The 17,470-nt window shown below is 70.5% G+C and carries 13 protein-coding genes; 11 read left to right on the top strand and 2 right to left on the bottom strand.

The genetic code is table 11. The features are described from left to right. Nucleotide 1: 1 nt before the first annotated feature. Entirely contained in the window at nucleotides 2-1,021 is a 1,020-nt protein-coding gene (locus tag AC07NB_RS12665; protein WP_494571434.1) for a phosphotransferase family protein, read from the top strand. Here the strand turns inward: AC07NB_RS12665 and AC07NB_RS12660 are convergent. Further along, nucleotides 1,018-2,826 (bottom strand): AMP-binding protein, encoded by a 1,809-nt coding sequence (locus tag AC07NB_RS12660; protein WP_492312588.1) that lies wholly within the window; start codon nucleotides 2,824-2,826, stop codon nucleotides 1,018-1,020. The two genes, AC07NB_RS12665 and AC07NB_RS12660, sit on opposite strands and share 4 nt — an antisense overlap. A gap of 199 nt (nucleotides 2,827-3,025) precedes the next feature. Here AC07NB_RS12660 and AC07NB_RS12655 point away from each other — a divergent pair, with 199 nt between their 5' ends. After that, entirely contained in the window at nucleotides 3,026-3,961 is a 936-nt protein-coding gene (locus AC07NB_RS12655) for a winged helix-turn-helix transcriptional regulator (RefSeq protein ID WP_492312587.1), read from the top strand. On the opposite strand, the gene AC07NB_RS12650 is transcribed toward AC07NB_RS12655, so the two are convergent. Next, nucleotides 3,958-6,156 (bottom strand): TonB-dependent receptor, encoded by a 2,199-nt coding sequence (locus tag AC07NB_RS12650; RefSeq protein WP_494571435.1) that lies wholly within the window; start codon nucleotides 6,154-6,156, stop codon nucleotides 3,958-3,960. The genes AC07NB_RS12655 and AC07NB_RS12650 overlap by 4 nt on opposite strands. A 114-nt stretch (nucleotides 6,157-6,270) precedes the next feature. On the opposite strand from AC07NB_RS12650, the gene AC07NB_RS12645 reads away from it, so the two are divergent. The 9 genes from AC07NB_RS12645 to AC07NB_RS12605 are packed head-to-tail and all read left to right on the top strand — an operon-like array spanning nucleotide 6,271 to nucleotide 17,423. After that, nucleotides 6,271-7,185 (top strand): SDR family NAD(P)-dependent oxidoreductase, encoded by a 915-nt coding sequence (locus tag AC07NB_RS12645; RefSeq protein ID WP_494571436.1) that lies wholly within the window; start codon nucleotides 6,271-6,273, stop codon nucleotides 7,183-7,185. 57 nt (nucleotides 7,186-7,242) lie between these two features. After that, nucleotides 7,243-8,712, top strand: coding sequence for a carotenoid oxygenase family protein (locus AC07NB_RS12640; protein ID WP_494571437.1), 1,470 nt, complete (start codon nucleotides 7,243-7,245; stop codon nucleotides 8,710-8,712). An 8-nt stretch (nucleotides 8,713-8,720) separates the two neighbouring features. Then, the gene (locus tag AC07NB_RS12635; RefSeq protein ID WP_291833409.1) at nucleotides 8,721-9,869 is read left to right on the top strand and encodes an acetyl-CoA C-acyltransferase; all 1,149 of its coding nucleotides are present in this window, start codon (nucleotides 8,721-8,723) and stop codon (nucleotides 9,867-9,869) included. A gap of 2 nt (nucleotides 9,870-9,871) precedes the next feature. After that, the gene (locus tag AC07NB_RS12630; RefSeq protein WP_494571438.1) at nucleotides 9,872-11,566 is read left to right on the top strand and encodes an aldehyde dehydrogenase family protein; all 1,695 of its coding nucleotides are present in this window, start codon (nucleotides 9,872-9,874) and stop codon (nucleotides 11,564-11,566) included. Continuing rightward, nucleotides 11,563-12,792, top strand: coding sequence for a thiolase family protein (locus tag AC07NB_RS12625; protein WP_494571439.1), 1,230 nt, complete (start codon nucleotides 11,563-11,565; stop codon nucleotides 12,790-12,792). Before AC07NB_RS12630 ends, AC07NB_RS12625 begins: the two co-directional genes overlap by 4 nt. Then, entirely contained in the window at nucleotides 12,789-14,279 is a 1,491-nt protein-coding gene (locus AC07NB_RS12620) for a class I adenylate-forming enzyme family protein (protein ID WP_494571440.1), read from the top strand. Before AC07NB_RS12625 ends, AC07NB_RS12620 begins: the two co-directional genes overlap by 4 nt. After that, on the top strand, nucleotides 14,276-15,994 hold the full coding sequence (locus AC07NB_RS12615) for a class I adenylate-forming enzyme family protein (RefSeq protein ID WP_494571441.1): 1,719 nt from the start codon (nucleotides 14,276-14,278) through the stop codon (nucleotides 15,992-15,994). The genes AC07NB_RS12620 and AC07NB_RS12615 overlap by 4 nt, the downstream gene beginning before the upstream one ends. Then, nucleotides 15,991-16,944 carry an NAD(P)H-dependent flavin oxidoreductase gene (locus AC07NB_RS12610; protein WP_291832688.1) on the top strand — a complete coding sequence of 318 codons (954 nt, stop codon included), beginning with the start codon at nucleotides 15,991-15,993 and terminating at the stop codon, nucleotides 16,942-16,944. The genes AC07NB_RS12615 and AC07NB_RS12610 overlap by 4 nt, the downstream gene beginning before the upstream one ends. Next, nucleotides 16,941-17,423, top strand: a complete 483-nt coding sequence (locus AC07NB_RS12605) for a PaaI family thioesterase (RefSeq protein WP_494571442.1) — start codon at nucleotides 16,941-16,943, stop codon at nucleotides 17,421-17,423. Before AC07NB_RS12610 ends, AC07NB_RS12605 begins: the two co-directional genes overlap by 4 nt. Nucleotides 17,424-17,470 lie beyond the last annotated feature (47 nt).

Here is a 17,470-nt window from a genome sequence, read left to right as displayed (position 1 = left end):
CGTGCGCGCCGGGTTTGAATTGGACGCGGCGGCGCTGGAAGCATGGATGCGGGCGCGGCTGGACCTGCCCTCCGGCACCCTGCGGATCAGCCAGTTCTCGGGCGGCCAGTCCAACCCCACCTATCGCGTCCAGGCGGGCGACCGCAGCTTCGTTCTGCGCCGCAAGCCGCCCGGCCCCCTGCTCAAGGGCGCCCACGACGTGCTGCGCGAGGCGCGGGTCATGGGCGCGCTGGGCCAGGCCGACTTCCCCGTGCCGCGCATCCTCGGCGTCTGCGAGGACCCCGAGGTGCTGGGCACGGCCTTCTATCTGATGGACCATGTCGAGGGCCGGATCGTCTGGGACCCCACCACGGACATCGCCTCCCCGCAGGAACGCGCCGCGACGTTCGACGCCATGAACGCCACCCGGGCCGGCCTGCATGCCCTCGACATCGACGCCCTGGGTCTGGGCGACTACGGCCGGCGCGGCGGGTTCGTGGCGCGGCAGACGGCGCTGTGGACCCGCCAGTACCGCGAGGACGTGGACGCCGGGCGCGACCCGAACATGGACGCCCTGATCGACTGGCTGGCCGAACGGGACCTGTCCGACGAGACCTCGGTCATCCACGGCGACTTCCGCATCGACAACCTGATCCTGCGGCCCGACCGGCCCGAGGTGGCGGCGGTCATCGACTGGGAGCTGTCGACGCTCGGCCATCCGCTGGCCGACTTCGCCTATCACCTGATGATGTACCGCATGCCGCCGCATCTGGGCGGTCTGGCCGGACGCGACCTCCAGGCCCTGGGAATCCCGGAAGAAGCGGACTACGTCGAGGCCTACGCCCGGCGGACGGGGCGCAGCGCCCTGCCCGATCTTGATGTCTTCGTGGCCTTCAACATGTTCCGCTTCGCCGCCATCATCCACGGCATCCGGGGTCGGGTGATCCGCGGCAACGCCGTCTCGCCCAAGGCCCGCAAGCGCGCGGACGAGTTCCCCGAACTGGCGCGGCTGGCGTGGGAACAGGCGCAACGCGCGCGTTAGGGAACGATCACCTCGGCATCGTCGGCATACAGCCGCGCCACATCCCCGGCGCGGTTGCGCAGGACCATGTTGCGATTGATCGACCCCTTGTCCGAGACCTCGTGGCCTTCCACGTCCGGCGGCGTGTCGAGGAACAGCAGGCCGGCCAGCCGCTCGCTTTGGCCGGTGTGGGTCGCGTTGTAGCGGCGCAGGCCCTCGGCCACGGCGGCGCGCACGGCGGCTGCATCTCCCAGCCGGCGCACGCCCTCCGGATCGGCCCAGGCCAGGACCTTCAACGCCGTCTGCCCCTCGCCGCAGATCACCACGTCACGGAACACGCCCGGCAGGGCCTCCAGCAGGTCGCTGCGCAGCCGGCCCGCCGCCACGAAGGTGCCGTTGGCCAGCTTGAACTGCTCCACCCGCCGCCCGGCGAAGAACAGGCCCAGCTCGGGGTCGTCCCGGTCGTGGAAGTCGGCCATGTCGTCCATGCGCAGGAAGCCGTCCTCGTCGAAGACCTCGCGCGTCCGGTCGTCGTCGCCGAAATAGCCGGGCGTCACGCTGGGCGCCTTGACCCGCACCTCATAGGCGCCGTCGGCCGGCACCAGCTTCAGCGACGCCCCCGGCACCGGCAGGCCGATGCCGACGCGGGTGCTCTCCCACCAGGTGTAGCTGATCGCGGAGCCGGTCTCGGTCGAGCCGTAGCCGGACACGAACATGAACCGCTGCCCCGTCGTGGCGACCGCCAGCCGCTGCAGCCGGTCGTGCAGGGGCTGGGGCAGCCCCGCCCCGCCGAACAGCATGACCCTCAGCTCGCTGAAGAAGGTCCGGCGCAGCGCCTCGTCCGCCTCCAGCGCATCGGCCAGCATGGCGTAGCCCGAAGGCATGGTGCCGTAGAAGCGCACCGGGACCTCGCGCAGGTTCCTCAGCGTCGCCGCGAACTGCGCTGGCGTCGGACGGCCGTCGTCGATGTGCAGCGTCCCGCCCAGCCAGGTGATGTTGGTCAGCAGGGACGAGCCGGCGATATGGCTCCACGGCAGCCAGTCCAGCATGACCCCGCCCCAGTCGAAGGCGTCGCCCATGGCCTGCGCCCCGCTGGCCGTATTGCCGGTCATCATGGCCTGGGTGTGGATCACCGCCTTGGGCCGCCCGGTCGAGCCGGAGGTCAGCAGGTAGCGGGCGGGCGCCGTCGGATCCAGCGCCTCGACCGCGCGGCCGACGCCCGCCACGTCCGGCGCCCACAGCACCTCGGCCATATCGACCGCTTCGCCCGCGAAGGCGTCGGGGGCGCCGGTGACGATGATCGCATCGTCCGGCGCGATGGCCTCGGCGGCGCGCGCATAGTCGGCGGTCTCGGCGAAGATCACCGCCGGCTTCACCAGATCGACCACATGCCGCAGCCGCTCGAAGTCGGCGCTCAGCAGGGAATAGTTGGTGCTGACCGAACAGATCGGCACGCCCGCGGCCATGGCCCCGAACATCCACAAGGCATGGGCCAGGGTGTTGCCGGACAGGACCAGGATCGAGCGGCCAGGCGCAACGCCCTGCGCCTTCAGCCAGGTCGCCACGGCCGAAACGTCGGTTCGCGCCTGGCCGTAGGAGAGCCGCCGCCAGCCCTCGCCGTCCCGCTCGGCGATCCAGGTCTTCTGCGCCTGCGTCTCGCCGTGCGACCAGAACCGGCGCAGCAGATTCCGCTCATACGGCGCCAGCGGCGCGCGGGCCGACAGGATCAGGGTTCCGTCGTCCCGGCGCTCGATCTCCAGCCCCACGTCGCCGAAGCGGATGGGCCGGCACGGCGCCCGATGGAAGTCCTCGACCAGATCCAGCACGCCACTCTCCCATACACGTCCGGTATTCCGGATCGGCCTTCATCCTAGCGTTCCGGACTGACTTGCAAAACAGGATTTATCGCCCTGATCACGCCCTTGCGTCACCGGACCTGCGATTCAGTGTCCGGAGTGCTAGACAGGGTCCGAAGCAGGATTGAAACGAGGGCTCGTGGACCAGATTTCCACACGCGATCTGATCATGGGGAACCCCGTCGCCCGCGCATTCGCGGTGACGGGCGACGCCTGGACGCAACTGATCCTGCGCGAGGCCTTCTACGGCGCGCGGCGGTTCTCGCAGTGGCGCGACCGGCTCGGCATGCCGCGCAGCGTCCTGACCGACCGGCTCAACCGACTCGTCGCCGCCGGCCTGTTCGAGCAGCGCCCGGCGAAGGAGTCGCCGACGCGCCTGGAGTACCGGCTGACGGAAATGGGGCTCGACATGTTCGGCACCGCCGTCATGCAGGGCCAGTGGGAACGGAAGTGGGCGCGCTCGCCCCTGCAGGAGCGCTACGCCCTCGCCTTCTACGACCGCCACACCGGCGAGCCGGTGACCCCGGCCATCTTCAATCATGAAGGCGGTCAGCCGGTCGATCCGCACTTCGTCCGCGGCGAGGTGGGCGAGGGGCTGGTCCCGATCGCGCCCCCGACGTCGCGCCGGCGCCGGACCCAGCCGATGGAGACGGACCGGGCGATCATCGACCGCTCGACCGACATCATGGGCGATTACTGGAGCTGGGCGGTGCTGGCCGCCGCCTTCTTCCGCATGCGCCGCTTCGACGAGATCCACGAGGCGCTGGGCGTGGCTACCAACATCCTGGCCGACCGCTTGAACCGCATGGTCCTGCACGGGGTGCTTGAAAAGAAGCTCTACCAGAAGGCGCCGCCGCGCTTCGAGTACCGGCTGACCCAGGCCGGGCTGGACCTGTTCCCGATGATCATGGCCATGCACGGCTGGAGCGAGCGCTGGCTCTGCCCCGACGGGCCGCCGCTGAAACTGGTCGACACCCGCACCGGCGAGGCGATCCATCCGGTCGTCTGCGACCTGGCGACGGGCCGCCTGCTGGACCCGCGCAACATCCGCTGGGAAGTCGAGGCGGCGCCGGGAACCCCCGGCGCCGCCCAGCCTCTTCCCTAGAAGCTCTGGCTCAGGGCCACGCCGAACGAGCGCGGCGCCCCGAAGACGCTGAAGCCCACGCCCACGTTCTTGATGATGTGGGTCTGGTACTCGGTGTCCGTCAGGTTCTTGCCGTAGGCCGAAATCTTCAGGCCCGACGGCGACTCCCACGACAGGAAGGCGCTGACCAGCTCGTGCTCCGGCGACAGGACTTCGGGGTTGTTCGACGGATCGAAGTAGAAGGCGTCGGTCCACTGATAGTCGGCCCGCGCCGCCAGCACGCCGCCGGCCACATCCCATTCGCTGTCGATGTACAGGGTGTACTGGCTGTCCGGCGACCGCGGCAGGGTGTTGCCGTTGTAGGGCAGGACCAGCGCGCCCGACGCGGCGTTCGACGTGAACTTCGCATCCAGGCTGGTGTACGAGCCGCCGATGGTCAGGTTGTTGGTGATCGCCAGGGCGGTCTCGATCTCGAACCCGTCCACCTCGGCCTGGGCGTTGGAGGTGACCAGCGCCAGTCCCAGCAGCTCATAGACCTGCAGGTCGGTGTACTCGAGCTTGAACGCCGCCGCGTTGAAGCGCAGCCGGCCCATCAGGGTCGACTTCACCCCGATCTCGTAGTTGTCGAGCAGTTCCGACGCGAGCGGCGTCAGCGCCTGGGCGCCGGACTGGGCCGTCGACGGGAAGGCCCCCGCCTTGTAGCCCCGGTCATAGCTGGCGTAGAGGCGCACGTTGTTGACCGGCTCGACCGCCAGGGCGATCTTCCAGCTCGGCTCGCTGAAGCTCTCGTCGCCGGTCACGTTGTACGGCGCGCCGCCCGGCCCCAGCGGAATGCCCGGAGGCGGATTGGCGCCGCCCTCGTTGTCGATCGCGATCTGGTGGATCTCGCGCTTGTCATGCGTCCACCGGGCGCCCAGCGTCAGTTCCCAGATGTCCGCGAACGGGATGTTGGCCTGGCCGAAGACGGCGAAGCTGCGGTTGGTCGCGTCCTGGATGAAGGTGGTGTCGCCGCCGAACGACGGCGGCGCGATGGGCAGCGCCGTGTTCACGATGAAGCGCTCGCTCCGCAGGATGTCTTCCTGGAACACATAGGCGCCGGCGACCCAGTTGACGTCGGATCCCGGCTTGGACGCCAGCCGGAACTCCTGGCTGAACTGGCGCGCCTTCTCCGAGGCCCGGTCGTCCACCTCCAGCGGGAAGGCCGGGAACGGCAGGCCGCCCAGATTGTCCCGCCAGCTGTAGTCGTTGTCCCGGAACGAGGTCAGGGAGACGAAGTCGAACGCCTGGCCGGAATGCTCGACCCGCGCCGTCACGCCGAAATTGGTGCGGTCCTGATAGTTGTCCGGCGACGAGAAGCTCTGCCGCCGGTCCAGACCTGTCCGCAGGGTATTGATCAGGGTGACGAAGGCCGGCGCGGTGGCCGAGGTCGTGACCGGGATGCGGGCGTGCCCGTCCATGTCGTCCTTCGAATAGTCGCCGCTCAGCAGGAGGCTCCATTCGCCCGCCTCCTTCAGCACCGACACACGCGCGCCCCAGGAGGTTCCGCCCTCCAGCCCCTGGCCGGTCGGGACGTTCTCGGCATAGCCGTCGTTGGTGTTGTAGCGGGCGGCGAAGCGGATCGCGGTCTCGTCGTCCAGCTGGCGGTTCACCACCCCTTCGAGCCCGTACTCGTCGAAGCTGCCGATCCGGGCGGTCAGGCTGCCGGTGTTCTGGAAGACCGGCTTGCGGGTGTAGATGTTCAGCGCCCCACCCGAGGCGTTACGGCCGTACAGCGTCCCCTGCGGCCCGCGCAGGACCTCGACCCGCTCGATGTCGAGGAAGGCCAGGGCGCTGGCGCCCGACCGGCCGATCGACACCTCGTCGATGGAGACGCCGATCGAGGGATCGCTGGCCGCCGAGTCGCTCGAGGACCCGACGCCGCGGATGTAGAGCTGCGGCTCGCCGATGTTGAACTGGGTCAGGGTCACGCCCGGCGCCTTGGCCGCGATGTCCTGGATGCCTGTCGCCGCCGTGCGCTCCAGCGTCTCGGCGTTGAAGGCGGTGATGGCGATCGGCACGTCCTGCAGGCTCTGCTCGCGGCGCTGCGCCGTGACGATCACCTCGTCGAGGGTGGCGGCGTCCTGCGGCGGCGCCTCCTGCGCGGCGGCGGGCGCGGCGAGCGCGGCCCCCAGCATCAGGGCGGCGACGGAGGCGGTTGTGGCGTGAACGAACTTCATTGGCGTTTCCCTCCCCAGGGCAGCGGCTCTCGTTGATCGAAAGCTCGACAGGAATAGTAACTTGCGCCAACGGACCAAGTTTGCAAGTCTTTTTACGCAAGCATGGAGGGGCGGATGGAACAGCGGTCGTTGAAGGACCGGGTCATCGTGGTCACGGGCGCCGGGCGCGGCCTGGGCCTGGCCTATGCGCTGGATCTGGCGTCCCGCGGGGCCAAGGTGGTGGTCAACACCCGGCCCCGCCCGTCGGGCCAGCCGGCCTCGGCCGAGGCCGTGGTCGAGCGAATCCGGGCCGCCGGCGGCGAAGCCGTCGCCTGCGCGCTCGGCGTCGAACAGGACGACGCCGGCGACCGCCTGCTGGAGGCCGCTCTCACCGCCTTCGGCCGCATCGACGGGCTGGTGAACAACGCCGGCGCTCCCGAAGCCAGGAGCCTGCACAAACAGACCCTGGCCGAGCTGCGGGCCGTCTTCGACATCAACTTCTTCGGCACGGTCAGCGCCACCCTGCCGATCTACCGCCACATGCGCGACCAGGGCGCGGGGCGGATCGTCATCACCACCTCCGCGGCCGGCCTGCACGGGGTGCACGGCATGGCCGCCTATTCCTCGTCCAAGGCGGCGCTGATCGGCCTGATGCGGGTCATCGCCCTGGAAGGCGCCTCCAGGGGCGTGCACGCCAACGCCGTCGCCCCCTACGCCCTGACCGGCATGACCGAGGCCTATGTCACCGACGAGGTCGGCCGGGCCATGCCGCCCGAGTACGTCGCCCCGGTGGTCAGCTGGCTGATGACCGCGGCCTGCCCGCTGAACGGCGAGACCCTGGTGGCGGGCGCCGGCAAGGTCCGCCGCGCCGTGCGGATCGAGGGTCCCGGCGTCCAGTTCGATCCGCCGGGCGAGGTCTCTCCTGACGACCTGACCGCGGCCATGGGCCCGCTGATGTCGCTCGAGGACTGGACCCTGCCGACCGACGGAAACGCCGCCTTCGAGGCTTTCCTGAAAGCCCGTCCGGCGACCGCCGTGCGCCTATCATGACTTGCACAAACGGACCGGCAAGAGCAGATTGCATTTCAAGACCCAAGGAGCCGAACCATGGCCGATGACGCGACCGCGGCGCGCCGGATCGAGACCGGTGAACTCACCCCGCTGAACCAGTTGAACCCCTATCTGCAGGGTCTCTACGAGCCCGTGGCGACCGAGACGACGGCGCTGGACCTGCCGGTGATCGGCGAGATTCCGAAAGACCTGTACGGCGCCTTCGTGCGCAATGGTCCCAACCCGGCCCAGGCGCCGGCGGGCCTGCATCACTGGTTCGACGGCGACGGCATGGTCCACGCCATCTGGTTCGAGAACGGCAAGGCCGAATACCGCAACCGCTATGTCGGAACCGACGACTACCGCGCCGAAAAGGCCGGGCTCGACATCCAGGCCGGCGGGGTCATGGCCCCCTCGGCGCGGACCCGTCCGGGGTCGCAGCGCGGCGACCTCGTCTACAAGGACACGGCCAACACCGATCTGGTCTTCCACAACGGCTCGCTGATGGCGCTCTGGTACATCTCGGGCAAGCCGGTGCGGGTCCACGCCCACACCCTGGAGACGATCGGCAACGAGACCTTCGGCGGCGCCCTGCCCCGCCACGTCTCGGCCCACGGCAAGGTCGATCCGAAGACCGGCGAGTTCTGCTTCTTCGACTATTCGCTCTACGAGCCGTGGATGACCTTCGGCGTGGTCGACGCCCAGAACAACCTGACCAATTTCCAGAAGGTCGACCTGCCCGGACCGCGCCTGCCGCACGACATGGGCCTGACCGAGAACTACATCATCCTGCACGACCTGCCGGTGGTCTTCACCGAGGCCGGACTGCGCAACTCGATGTGGCAGATCAAGGTGGCCGACCAGCCCGCCCGCTTCGGCGTCGTGCCCAAGACCGGGACCGGCGATCAGGTCCGCTGGTTCGAGACCGAGACCTGCTACATCTACCACGTCGTCAACGCCTGGGAGGACGGCGACGAGGTCGTCATGACCGCCTGCATGATGACGCCGAACGGCTATCCGCCGAACCCGGCCTATGGCCCCTACGCCTCGATGGTCAATGTGCTGGCGCTGAACGCCGTGCCGGTCGAGTGGCGCATGAACATGGTCACGGGCGAGGTGAAGAAGCGCCGGCTGGACGACCGCATCGGCGAGTTCCCGGTGGTCAACCTCGACTACACCGGCCGCAAGACGAACTGGTCCTACCATGTCTCGATGGCGAAGCAGGAACTGCAGCGCTTCTCGGGCCTGATCAAGTACGACCTCAACACCGGCGCGGCGAAGACGCATGACTTCGCGCCCGGCGTCGGCGGCTCCGAGCCCGCCTTCGCCCCCCGCGTCGGCGCGGTCGATGAAGACGACGGCTACGTCATCGTCTTCACCACCGACGAGGCCACGGGCGCCTCCGAGGTCCAGGTCATCGCGGCCAAGGATTTCGAGGCCGGCCCCATCGCCCGCATCCCCCTGCCCGCCCGCGTCCCCGCCGGCTTCCACGGCACCTGGGCGCCCGGCGCACAAGTCGCCGCCTGAGGATCAGTATGACCGCTTACATCGTCGACGCCGTCCGCACGCCCCGCGCCAAGGCCCGCCCCGACGGCGGCCTCGCGTCCCTCAAGCCGCATGAACTGGTCGCCGGTCTGATCGATGCGCTCGACGCCCGCAACGGCGGCGCGGCGCACAGGGCCGACGCCCTGATCCTGGGCGCCGTGGGCCAGGTCGGGGCCCAGGGCGCCAACGTCGCTCTCGTGACCAAGATGCACGCGGGCCTGCCCGACGACGCCTACGCCTTCAGCCTGAACAACTACTGCGTCTCGGGCCTGACCGCGATCGGCCAGGCCGCCAACATGATCGCCGCCGGGGATGCGAAGACCGCGCTCGCGGGCGGGGTCGAGATGATGAGCCGCGTCCCCTTCATGGGCGACAAGGCCGACTACTACGAGGACGCCAGCTTCCCCCTGCGCACCCGCTACATCCCCGTCGTGGTCGCCGCCGACCGCCTGGCCGAGGACATCGGCGTGTCGCGTCAGGAGATGGACGACGCCGCCCTGCGCTCGCAGCAGCGCACCGCCGCCGCCGAGGGCACGGCCCTGACCAAGTCGCGCATTCCCCTGAACGGCCTCGACAGGGAAGAGCCCGCCCGCGCCTCGACCACCGCCGAAAGCCTCGCGGCCATGCCCGCCGCCTTCGCCCCGCTGGGCGAGCAGTACGCCGAGGCCCTGGGCGGCCGGACCATCGACCACCGCCACACCGTCGCCCACGCCCCGCCCATGTGCGACGGCGCCGGCCTGGCCCTGGTCAGCGCCGCCGCCGACGGCGCGCGCGCGCGGATCGTCGCCTACGCCGAGGCCGGGGGCGATCCCGAGGCCTCGCTGACCGCCGGCTTCACCGCCATGGACCGGGCCCTCGCCAAGGCCGGACTGACGCTGGGCGACATGGACCGCATCGAGTTCATGGAGGCCTTCGCCGTCACCATCGTGAAATTCCTGCGCGAGCGGGACGTGGACGTCGACCGGGTCAACGTCGGCGGCGGCCACCTCGCCAAGGGGCACCCGATGGGCGCGACCGGCGCCATCCTGCTGTCGTCCCTGCTCGATGCGCTGGACGTCGCCGAGGGCCGCTACGGCCTGGTCGTCGCGGCGGGTGCCCAGGGCGTCGGCGCGGCCATGATCGTCGAACGGATCGGCTGACCATGGACGGGGGCCCGCTCAACCGTCACGCCGAACTGATCGCGCGCCACGCCGCGACGCTGGACGCCGCCATCCAGGCCGTGCGCACGCGCCAGGCCTGGAGCCCGTTCAGCGACTCGCCCTCGACGAAGATCCACGGCCCGGACAAGCCGCCCGCCGGCAAGGCCGCCTTCGAGGCCCGGCTGGGAACCACCTTAGACCTGGACCAGCCCGGCGCGACCGGCCGGACGGTCGGCGAGGAGGTCTCGCCCTATACGCAGCAGCCCCTCGACATCCGCTATCCGGTCAGCGACCCGGACGCGCTGGTGGCGTCCGCCATCACCGCCATGGCGCAGTGGCGCGAGGTCGATTTCGAGCTCCGCCTCGCCCTGTGCCTGGAGATGGCGCAGCGGCTCTACGACCGCAATTTCGAGATGGCCCACGCGGTCATGCATGTGGCGGGTCAAAGCTACACCCAGGCCTTCAGCGGCTCGGGTCCCAATGCGCTGGATCGCGGCGTCGAGGCGCTGGCCTACGCCGCCAAGGCCATGCGCGACGTGACGCCGACCGCCGACTACCACCGCCCCTTCGGCGCCGATCAGGTGGCGCTGAGGAAGACTTACACCCTGGTCCCGCGCGGCGTCGGCCTGGTCATCTGCTGCGCCTCCTTCCCGACCTGGAACGCCTATCCGGCCATGTTCGCCAGCCTGGCCACGGGCAATCCGGTCATCGTCAAGCCGCACCCCATCGCCGTCCTGCCCATGGCCCTGGTGGTCGAGACCTGCCGTCAGGTCCTGGCCGATTTCGGCTTCGATCCGAACCTGGTGACCCTGGCCGTGGACACCATGGCCGAGCCCGTCGCGGGCCGCTTCATCGACCACCCGGACGTCCAGATCATCGACTTCACCGGAAGCCCCCGATACGGCGGCCATCTGGAGCGGACGGTGACCGGCAAGCTGCTGTTCACCGAGACCGCGGGCGTCAACACCGTCGTCATCGACAGCGTCCCCCAGGATCAAGCAGGCCTGGACGCCGTCGCCCGCGCCGTCGCCCGCTCGTCCAGCCTGTTCTCGGCCCAGATGTGCACCAGCCCGCAGGTGATCTACATCGCGCCCGACCTGTTCGAGGCCATGTCTTCGGCCATCGTGGATCAGATTGACGCCATCGCCGCCGACCCGGCCCAGGCCGCCGGGATCATGGGCGCCATCCAGGGGCAGGTCAGCCTCGACGTGGTCGCCGAGGCCCGCCGCGCCGCCGACGCCACGCCGGGCGCCCGCGTCCTGCGCGAGGCCGGCGCTTACGCCCACCCGCAGTTCCCCGACGCTCGCACCCTGACCCCGCTGGTCATCGCCGTCGAAGGCGCGGGCGATCCCGAGATCTACGCCGAGGAACGCTTCGGCCCGGTCCTCTTCCTCGTCTCCCGCCCCGCCGACGAGGCGGTGATGGAGGCGACCTGGCTGGCCAGGACCAGGGGCTCGATCAGCTCCTATCTCTACTCGACCGACGAGGCCTTCATCGACCGCGCCGTCCCCGCCTACGAGGCCGCCGGGGCCAATCTGTCGATCAATCTGACCGGCGCGATGTGGATCAATTTCGCCGCCGCCTACAGCGACTATCACGTCACCGGCCTGAACCCGGCGGGCAACGCCTGCCTGGCCGACCTGGCCTTCGTCGCCTCGCGCTTCCGCATCGTCCAGCGACGGCGGCCGATCGCATGAGCGACGACGTCTTCCTCGCCGGCGTCTCCATGACCGCCTTCGGCAAGCGGCCGGACGACAGCGTCAAATCGCTGACCGCCGAGGCCGTGACCGCCGCCCTGTCCGACGCCGGCGCGACCGTCGCCGACATCGAGGCCGCCTGGTTCTCCAACACCCGCCAGCCCATGCTGGAGGGCCAGAACACGGTGCGCGGCCAGATCGCCCTGCGTCCCCTCGGCCTGACCGGCATCCCCGTCGTCAACGTCGAGAACGCCTGCGCCTCCGGCTCCACCGCCCTGCTGCAGGCCATCCACTGGCTGCGCGCCGGCGCGGGCGACATCGCCCTCGTCGTCGGGGCCGAAAAGATGGTTTTCCCCGACCGCCCGGACCGGGTCGCGGCCGCTTTCGCCGGCGGCACCGACATCCACGACCGCGACGGCGTGCTCGACTACATCCGCGCCATGGGCGGCGACGCCCCCGAGGACGGCCGCAGCCTGTTCATGGACCTCTACGCCGCCCAGGCCCGCGCCCACATGGCCCGCTTCGGCTCGACGCCGCTGGACCTGGCCCGCCTCGCCGCCAAGAACCACACGGCGGCCCGGCACAACCCGCGCAGCCAGTACCGCACGCCGATGACGACCGAGCAGGTGCTGGCCGACAAGTCCATCGTCTTCCCCTTCACCCGCGCCATGTGCGCCCCGGTCAGCGACGGCGCCGCCGCCGCCATCGTCTGCTCCGCGCGCGGTCTCAAGCGGCTGGGCGGCGAGGCCCGCGCGGTCCGAGTCCGGGGCTGCGTCCTGGCCAGCGCCGGGGCTCGCGACGCCCGCGACTTCGACAACCACATCGGCCGCCGCGCGGCCCTGGCGGCCTACGAACAGGCGGGCGTCGCCCCCCAGGACATCGATCTGGCCGAAGTCCACGACGCCACCAGCTACGCCGAGCTCCAGCAGATCGAGAACCTGGGCCTCGCCGAACCCGGAACCGTCGGCGCCCGCGCGGCGGCCGGCGACTTCGCCCTGGGCGGCCGCACCCCGGTCAACCCCTCCGGCGGCCTTGTCGCCAAGGGCCATCCCGTCGGCGCCACCGGCCTGGCCCAGATCTTCGAACTGACGACCCAATTGCGCGGCGAGGCCGGAGCGCGGCAGGTCGGAGACGCCCGCATCGCCGTGGCCGAGAACGGCGGCGGCTTCCTCGGCGTCGAGGAGGCGGCCACCGTCGTCACCGTCCTGGAAGGCCGGGCCGCATGACCCATCCGATCCGCGCCCTCTACGAAAACGCCGCCGCCAAGGCCGGTCGCTCCGCCCTGTTCGACGGCGACACGGTCCTGACCCACGGCGAACTGATCCCCCTGGTCGAGCGCGCCGCCGCCGACCTGACCGCGCGCGGGATCCAGCCCGGCGACCGCGTCGGCCTGTGCGCCGCCAACAGCTGGCGCCACGTCGTCGCCTACCTCGCCATCCTGCGCGCCAATGCGGTGTGGACCCCGCTCAATCCCCGCAACGGCGCAGGCCTGAACGGCGACTTCCAGCGCCGCGCGAGCCTGGCTCTCACCCTGCATGATGTCGGCTCGGTCGGCGCGCTGGGCTCCACCGCCCGCCCCCTGCCGCTCGAGGCCTGGCTGGACAGCCTGCCCGACGCCGCCCCGCCCGCGATCCTCGACGACGCAGCCGCCCCCTTCGCCCTGAAGTTCACCGGCGGCTCCACCGGCGTGCCCAAGGGCGTGGTCCAGTCCCAGGCCAGCGGCGCGGCGGCCCTCCGCTCGCTGCAGGGCTTCTACGACTTCACCGCCGACGACGTGAACCTGGCCGTCGCGCCCCTGACCCACGGCTCGTCCCACTACATCCTGCCGGTGCTGGCGGCGGGCGGATCGCACGTCCTGCTGGCCGCGCCGGACCGCGCCGCCATCCTCGATGAGCTGAAGCGCCGGACCACCGTCGTCTTCATGCCGCCCACCCTGATCGCCCTGATGATGGGCGAGACCGACTTCCGGCCCGAAGACTTCCCGCGCCTGCGCCACCTGACCTATTCCGCCGCCCCCATGTCGCCGGGCCGCATCGCCCAGGCGGTCTGCCGCTTCGGCCCGGTGCTGTCGGCCCTCTACGGCCAGACCGAGGCCCCCATGGCCATTACCGGCCAGAGCCCCGCCGACATGGCCGACCCCGACCTGCGCGGCTCCGTCGGCCGCCCCTTCCCCGGCACCCCCGTCGGCCTGCTGACCCGCGAGGGCCAGGTGATGTCACACGGCGAAGGCGAGGTGGTGGTCGGCGGCGACCTGGCCCGCACCGAATACCTGGACGCGCCCGAGCTCACGGCGGCGACCCGGCACGACGGCTGGCTGAAGACCGGCGACATCGGCCGTATCGGCCCCGACGGCCGCCTGACCCTGATCGGCCGCTCCAAGGAGCTGATCATCACCGGCGGCTACAACGTCTATCCCGGCGAGGTCGAGGCCGCGCTGAACGCCCATCCCGCCGTGCGCGAGGCCTGCGCCTTCGGCCTGCCCGACGACGTCTGGGGCGAGCGCCTGGAGGCCGCCGTGGCCGTCGACGCCCGCTTCGTCGACGACGCCGCCATCCGCGCCTTCGTGCGCGAGGCCATCGGCCCCGTCCGCACGCCCAAACGCCTGCACCTCATGCCCGCCCTGCCCCGCAACCCGGTCGGCAAGGTGGTGCGCGGCGAGGTCCGCAGCCTGCTCTATCCCGACGCCAATCTCGCCGTGGAGGTCCGCCCATGATCGTCATTCCCGAACACCGCATCCGCGAGATGAAGGCCCGCGGCTGGTGGGGCGACGTCACCCTGGACGACCTGTTCCAGAAGCATGTGAAGGCCCATCCGGACACGGAGGCCCTGGTCGATCCGTTCAACGCCCCGGACTTCGTCGGCGGGACCGCCGAGCGCCTGACCTGGCGCCAGACCGCCGACGCGGTCGATCGCCTCTGCGCCGTCCTGACCGCCCACGGGATCCGCAAGGACGACGTGGTCGTGGTCCAGCTGCCCAACATCGCCGAACTGACCATCAGCTACCTGGCCTGCCTGCGGCTGGGGATCATCGTCAGCCCCGCCCCGGTCCAGTACCGCGAGCACGAGCTGGGCTACATCATCAGCCAGACCGACGCCGTCGCCGCCATCACCAACGACCGCATCGGCAAGCAGATGCACGGCGAGATGATCGTCGGCCTCAAGGCGACCTGCCCGACACTGAAGACCGTCTTCGTCCTGGGCCAGACCTGCCCCGAGGGCGGTCTCGACCTCGAGCCCCTGATGGACGGCGTCACCCGCGACCAGCACAAGGCCGCGCAGAAGGCGGCGAAGGCTGCCGCGATCACCGCCGATGACATCGTCACCATCTGCTGGACCTCCGGCACCGAGGCCCAGCCCAAGGGCGTGCCGCGCAGCCACAACGAATGGATCATCATGGGCGACGGCGTCATCGACGCCGCCGACCTGGCCCCCGGCGCGCGCCTGCTGAACCCCTTCCCGATGGTCAACATGGGCGGCATCTCCACCGCCTTCATCGGCTGGCTGCTGCTCGGCGGGGTGCTGATCCAGCACCATCCGTTCGACCTGCAGGTCCTGCTCAGGCAGATGCGCGACGAGAGGATCGACTACACCGTCGCCCCGCCCGCCGTGCTGAACCTGCTCCTCCAGAACGAAGCCCTGCTGGAGGGCATCGACTTCAAGCGGCTGAAGTCCATCGGCTCGGGCTCGGCGCCCCTGTCGGAGTGGATGGTGCGGACCTTCCACGAGAAATACGGGGTCCAGATCGTCAACTATTTCGGCTCCAACGAGGGGGCCTCCTTCCCCTCGGCGCTGAAGGACCTGCCCGAGGCCGCCGACCGCGCCAGCCTGTTCCCCCGCCTCGGCGAGGGCTTCACATGGGCCTGCAAGCTGCACGACCGCATCTTCACCCGCCTTGTCGATCCCGAGACCGAACAGGAGATCACCGACGCCGGCCTGCCCGGCGAGCTGCGGGTCAAGGGCGCCACCATCTTCTCCGGCTACTGGCGCGCGCCCGAGATCAACGCCCGCGCCTTCGACGCCGACGGCTGGTTCCGCACCGGCGACCTGTTCGAGCTGGCCGGCGACCGCAGGCAGCACCTGAAATTCGTCGGCCGGCTGAAGGACATCATCATCCGCGGCGGCATGAACATCTCCTCCGAGGAGATCGAGAACCACCTGATGGCCCACCCCGCCGTCGCCGAGGCCGCCGTCGTCGGCGCCCCGGATCCCAATCTGGGCGAGCGCCTCGCGGCCTTCGTCGTCTTCCGTCCCGGCCAGCAAGCGACCCTGGCCGAGATCAACGCCTTCCTGACCGGCGACCGCCAGGTCGCCGTCTACAAGCAGATCGAACGCCTCGAGACCATCGAGGCCCTCCCCCGCAATCCAGTCGGCAAGATCCTCAAGCGGGATCTGCGCCAACGCGTCACCACCGAGACCCTGTCCGCATGACCTCCCCCTTCGACACCCTGCGCCTGCCCGTGTTCGCGGCGCCCATGTTCCTGATCAGCGGGCCGGAACTGGTCATCGCCGCCTGCAGGGCCGGCGTGGGCGGGGCCTTCCCCACCCCCAACTGCCGCACGGTCGAGGACCTGGATGCGTGGATGGGCACGATCACCGACGCGCTGAAGCCGGGCGACGCTCCGTGGATCGCCAACATGATCACCCACTCGACCAACGCGCGCCTGCCCGAAGACCTGCGCCTGATCGCCGAATACAAGCCGCCGGTCGTCATCACCGCCCTGGGTTCGCCCAAGCCGGTCATGGAGACGGTCAAGGGCTACGGCGGCCTGGTCTTCGCCGACGTCGTCTCGATGAAGCTGGCGAAGAAGGCGGCCGAGGCGGGCGTCGACGGCCTGGCCTGCGTCAGCGCGGGCGCCGGCGGCCACACCGGCCACCTGTCGCCCTTCGCCTTCATCTCGGCGGTGCGTGACTTCTTCGACGGATACATAGCCGTCGGCGGCGGGATCGGCGACGGGGCGGGCGTGGCCGGCGCCGTCGCGGCGGGCGCGGACTTCGTCTACATGGGGACGCGCTTCCTGGCCTCCGAAGAGAGCATGGCCCAGCCGGAGTACAAGCAGATGGTCGTCGACGCGGGTCCCGACGATCTGGTCGTCTCCGCCTCGGTCACCGGCACCCCGGCCTCGTGGCTGCGCCCCAGCCTGCTGGCCGCCGGCCAGGATCCCGACAACCTCGGCGCCGCCCCGGACCGCAACTACACCTCGGGCGGCTCGACCAAGCGCTGGCGCGATATCTGGGCCGCCGGCCAGGGGCTTGAGGCCGTCCGCGCCGTCGAGCCGGTCAGCAAGATCGTCGACCAACTGTCCGGCGAATACGACGCCGCCATCGCCCGCTTCCAGACCCGCACGGGCGCCCGCCGGATACAGGGGGCCGCGGCGTGACCTCCGCTCCGGCCAGAGTCGTCGCGCCTGTCGACTTTGAGCTCGACCCGACGGTGTCGGGCCTCGAACTGCTGCGCCGCTGGGCGCGCAAGGCGGACACGGTCGGCGGCTATCCGCAGCGGCTCGGCGCCTGGCCGGTCGAGTTCGAAGAAGGGCTGGTCCGCATCGTCTGCGACCTCGATCCCGGCCACGCCAATTTCGTGGGTCTGGTTCACGGCGGGGTCCTGGCCTCGCTGGTGGACGTCGCGGGCGGCAGCGCCGTCATGACCATTCTCGAGCCCGGCCAGACCCTGCTGACCACCGACCTGTCGATGCGCTTCCTCAACGCCGCCCCGATGGACTGCGCCCGGCTGGAGACGGTCGGCCGGGTGACCTTCCACGACGCCCGCAAGGCCGTGGTCGAGGCGACCATCAGCACCCCCGGCGGCCTCGTCATCGCGCAAGGCACGGTCGGGGTGTCGATCCGCTCTCCCCGCTGATCGTCCTATGACGGCGCCGCGCGCGTGGGCGCTGATTGTACCGCCAA

The sequence above is a fragment of the Brevundimonas sp. GW821-FHT09G01 genome (genome assembly GCF_059416065.1).
This window is presented reverse-complemented; position numbering and strand designations above follow the sequence as displayed.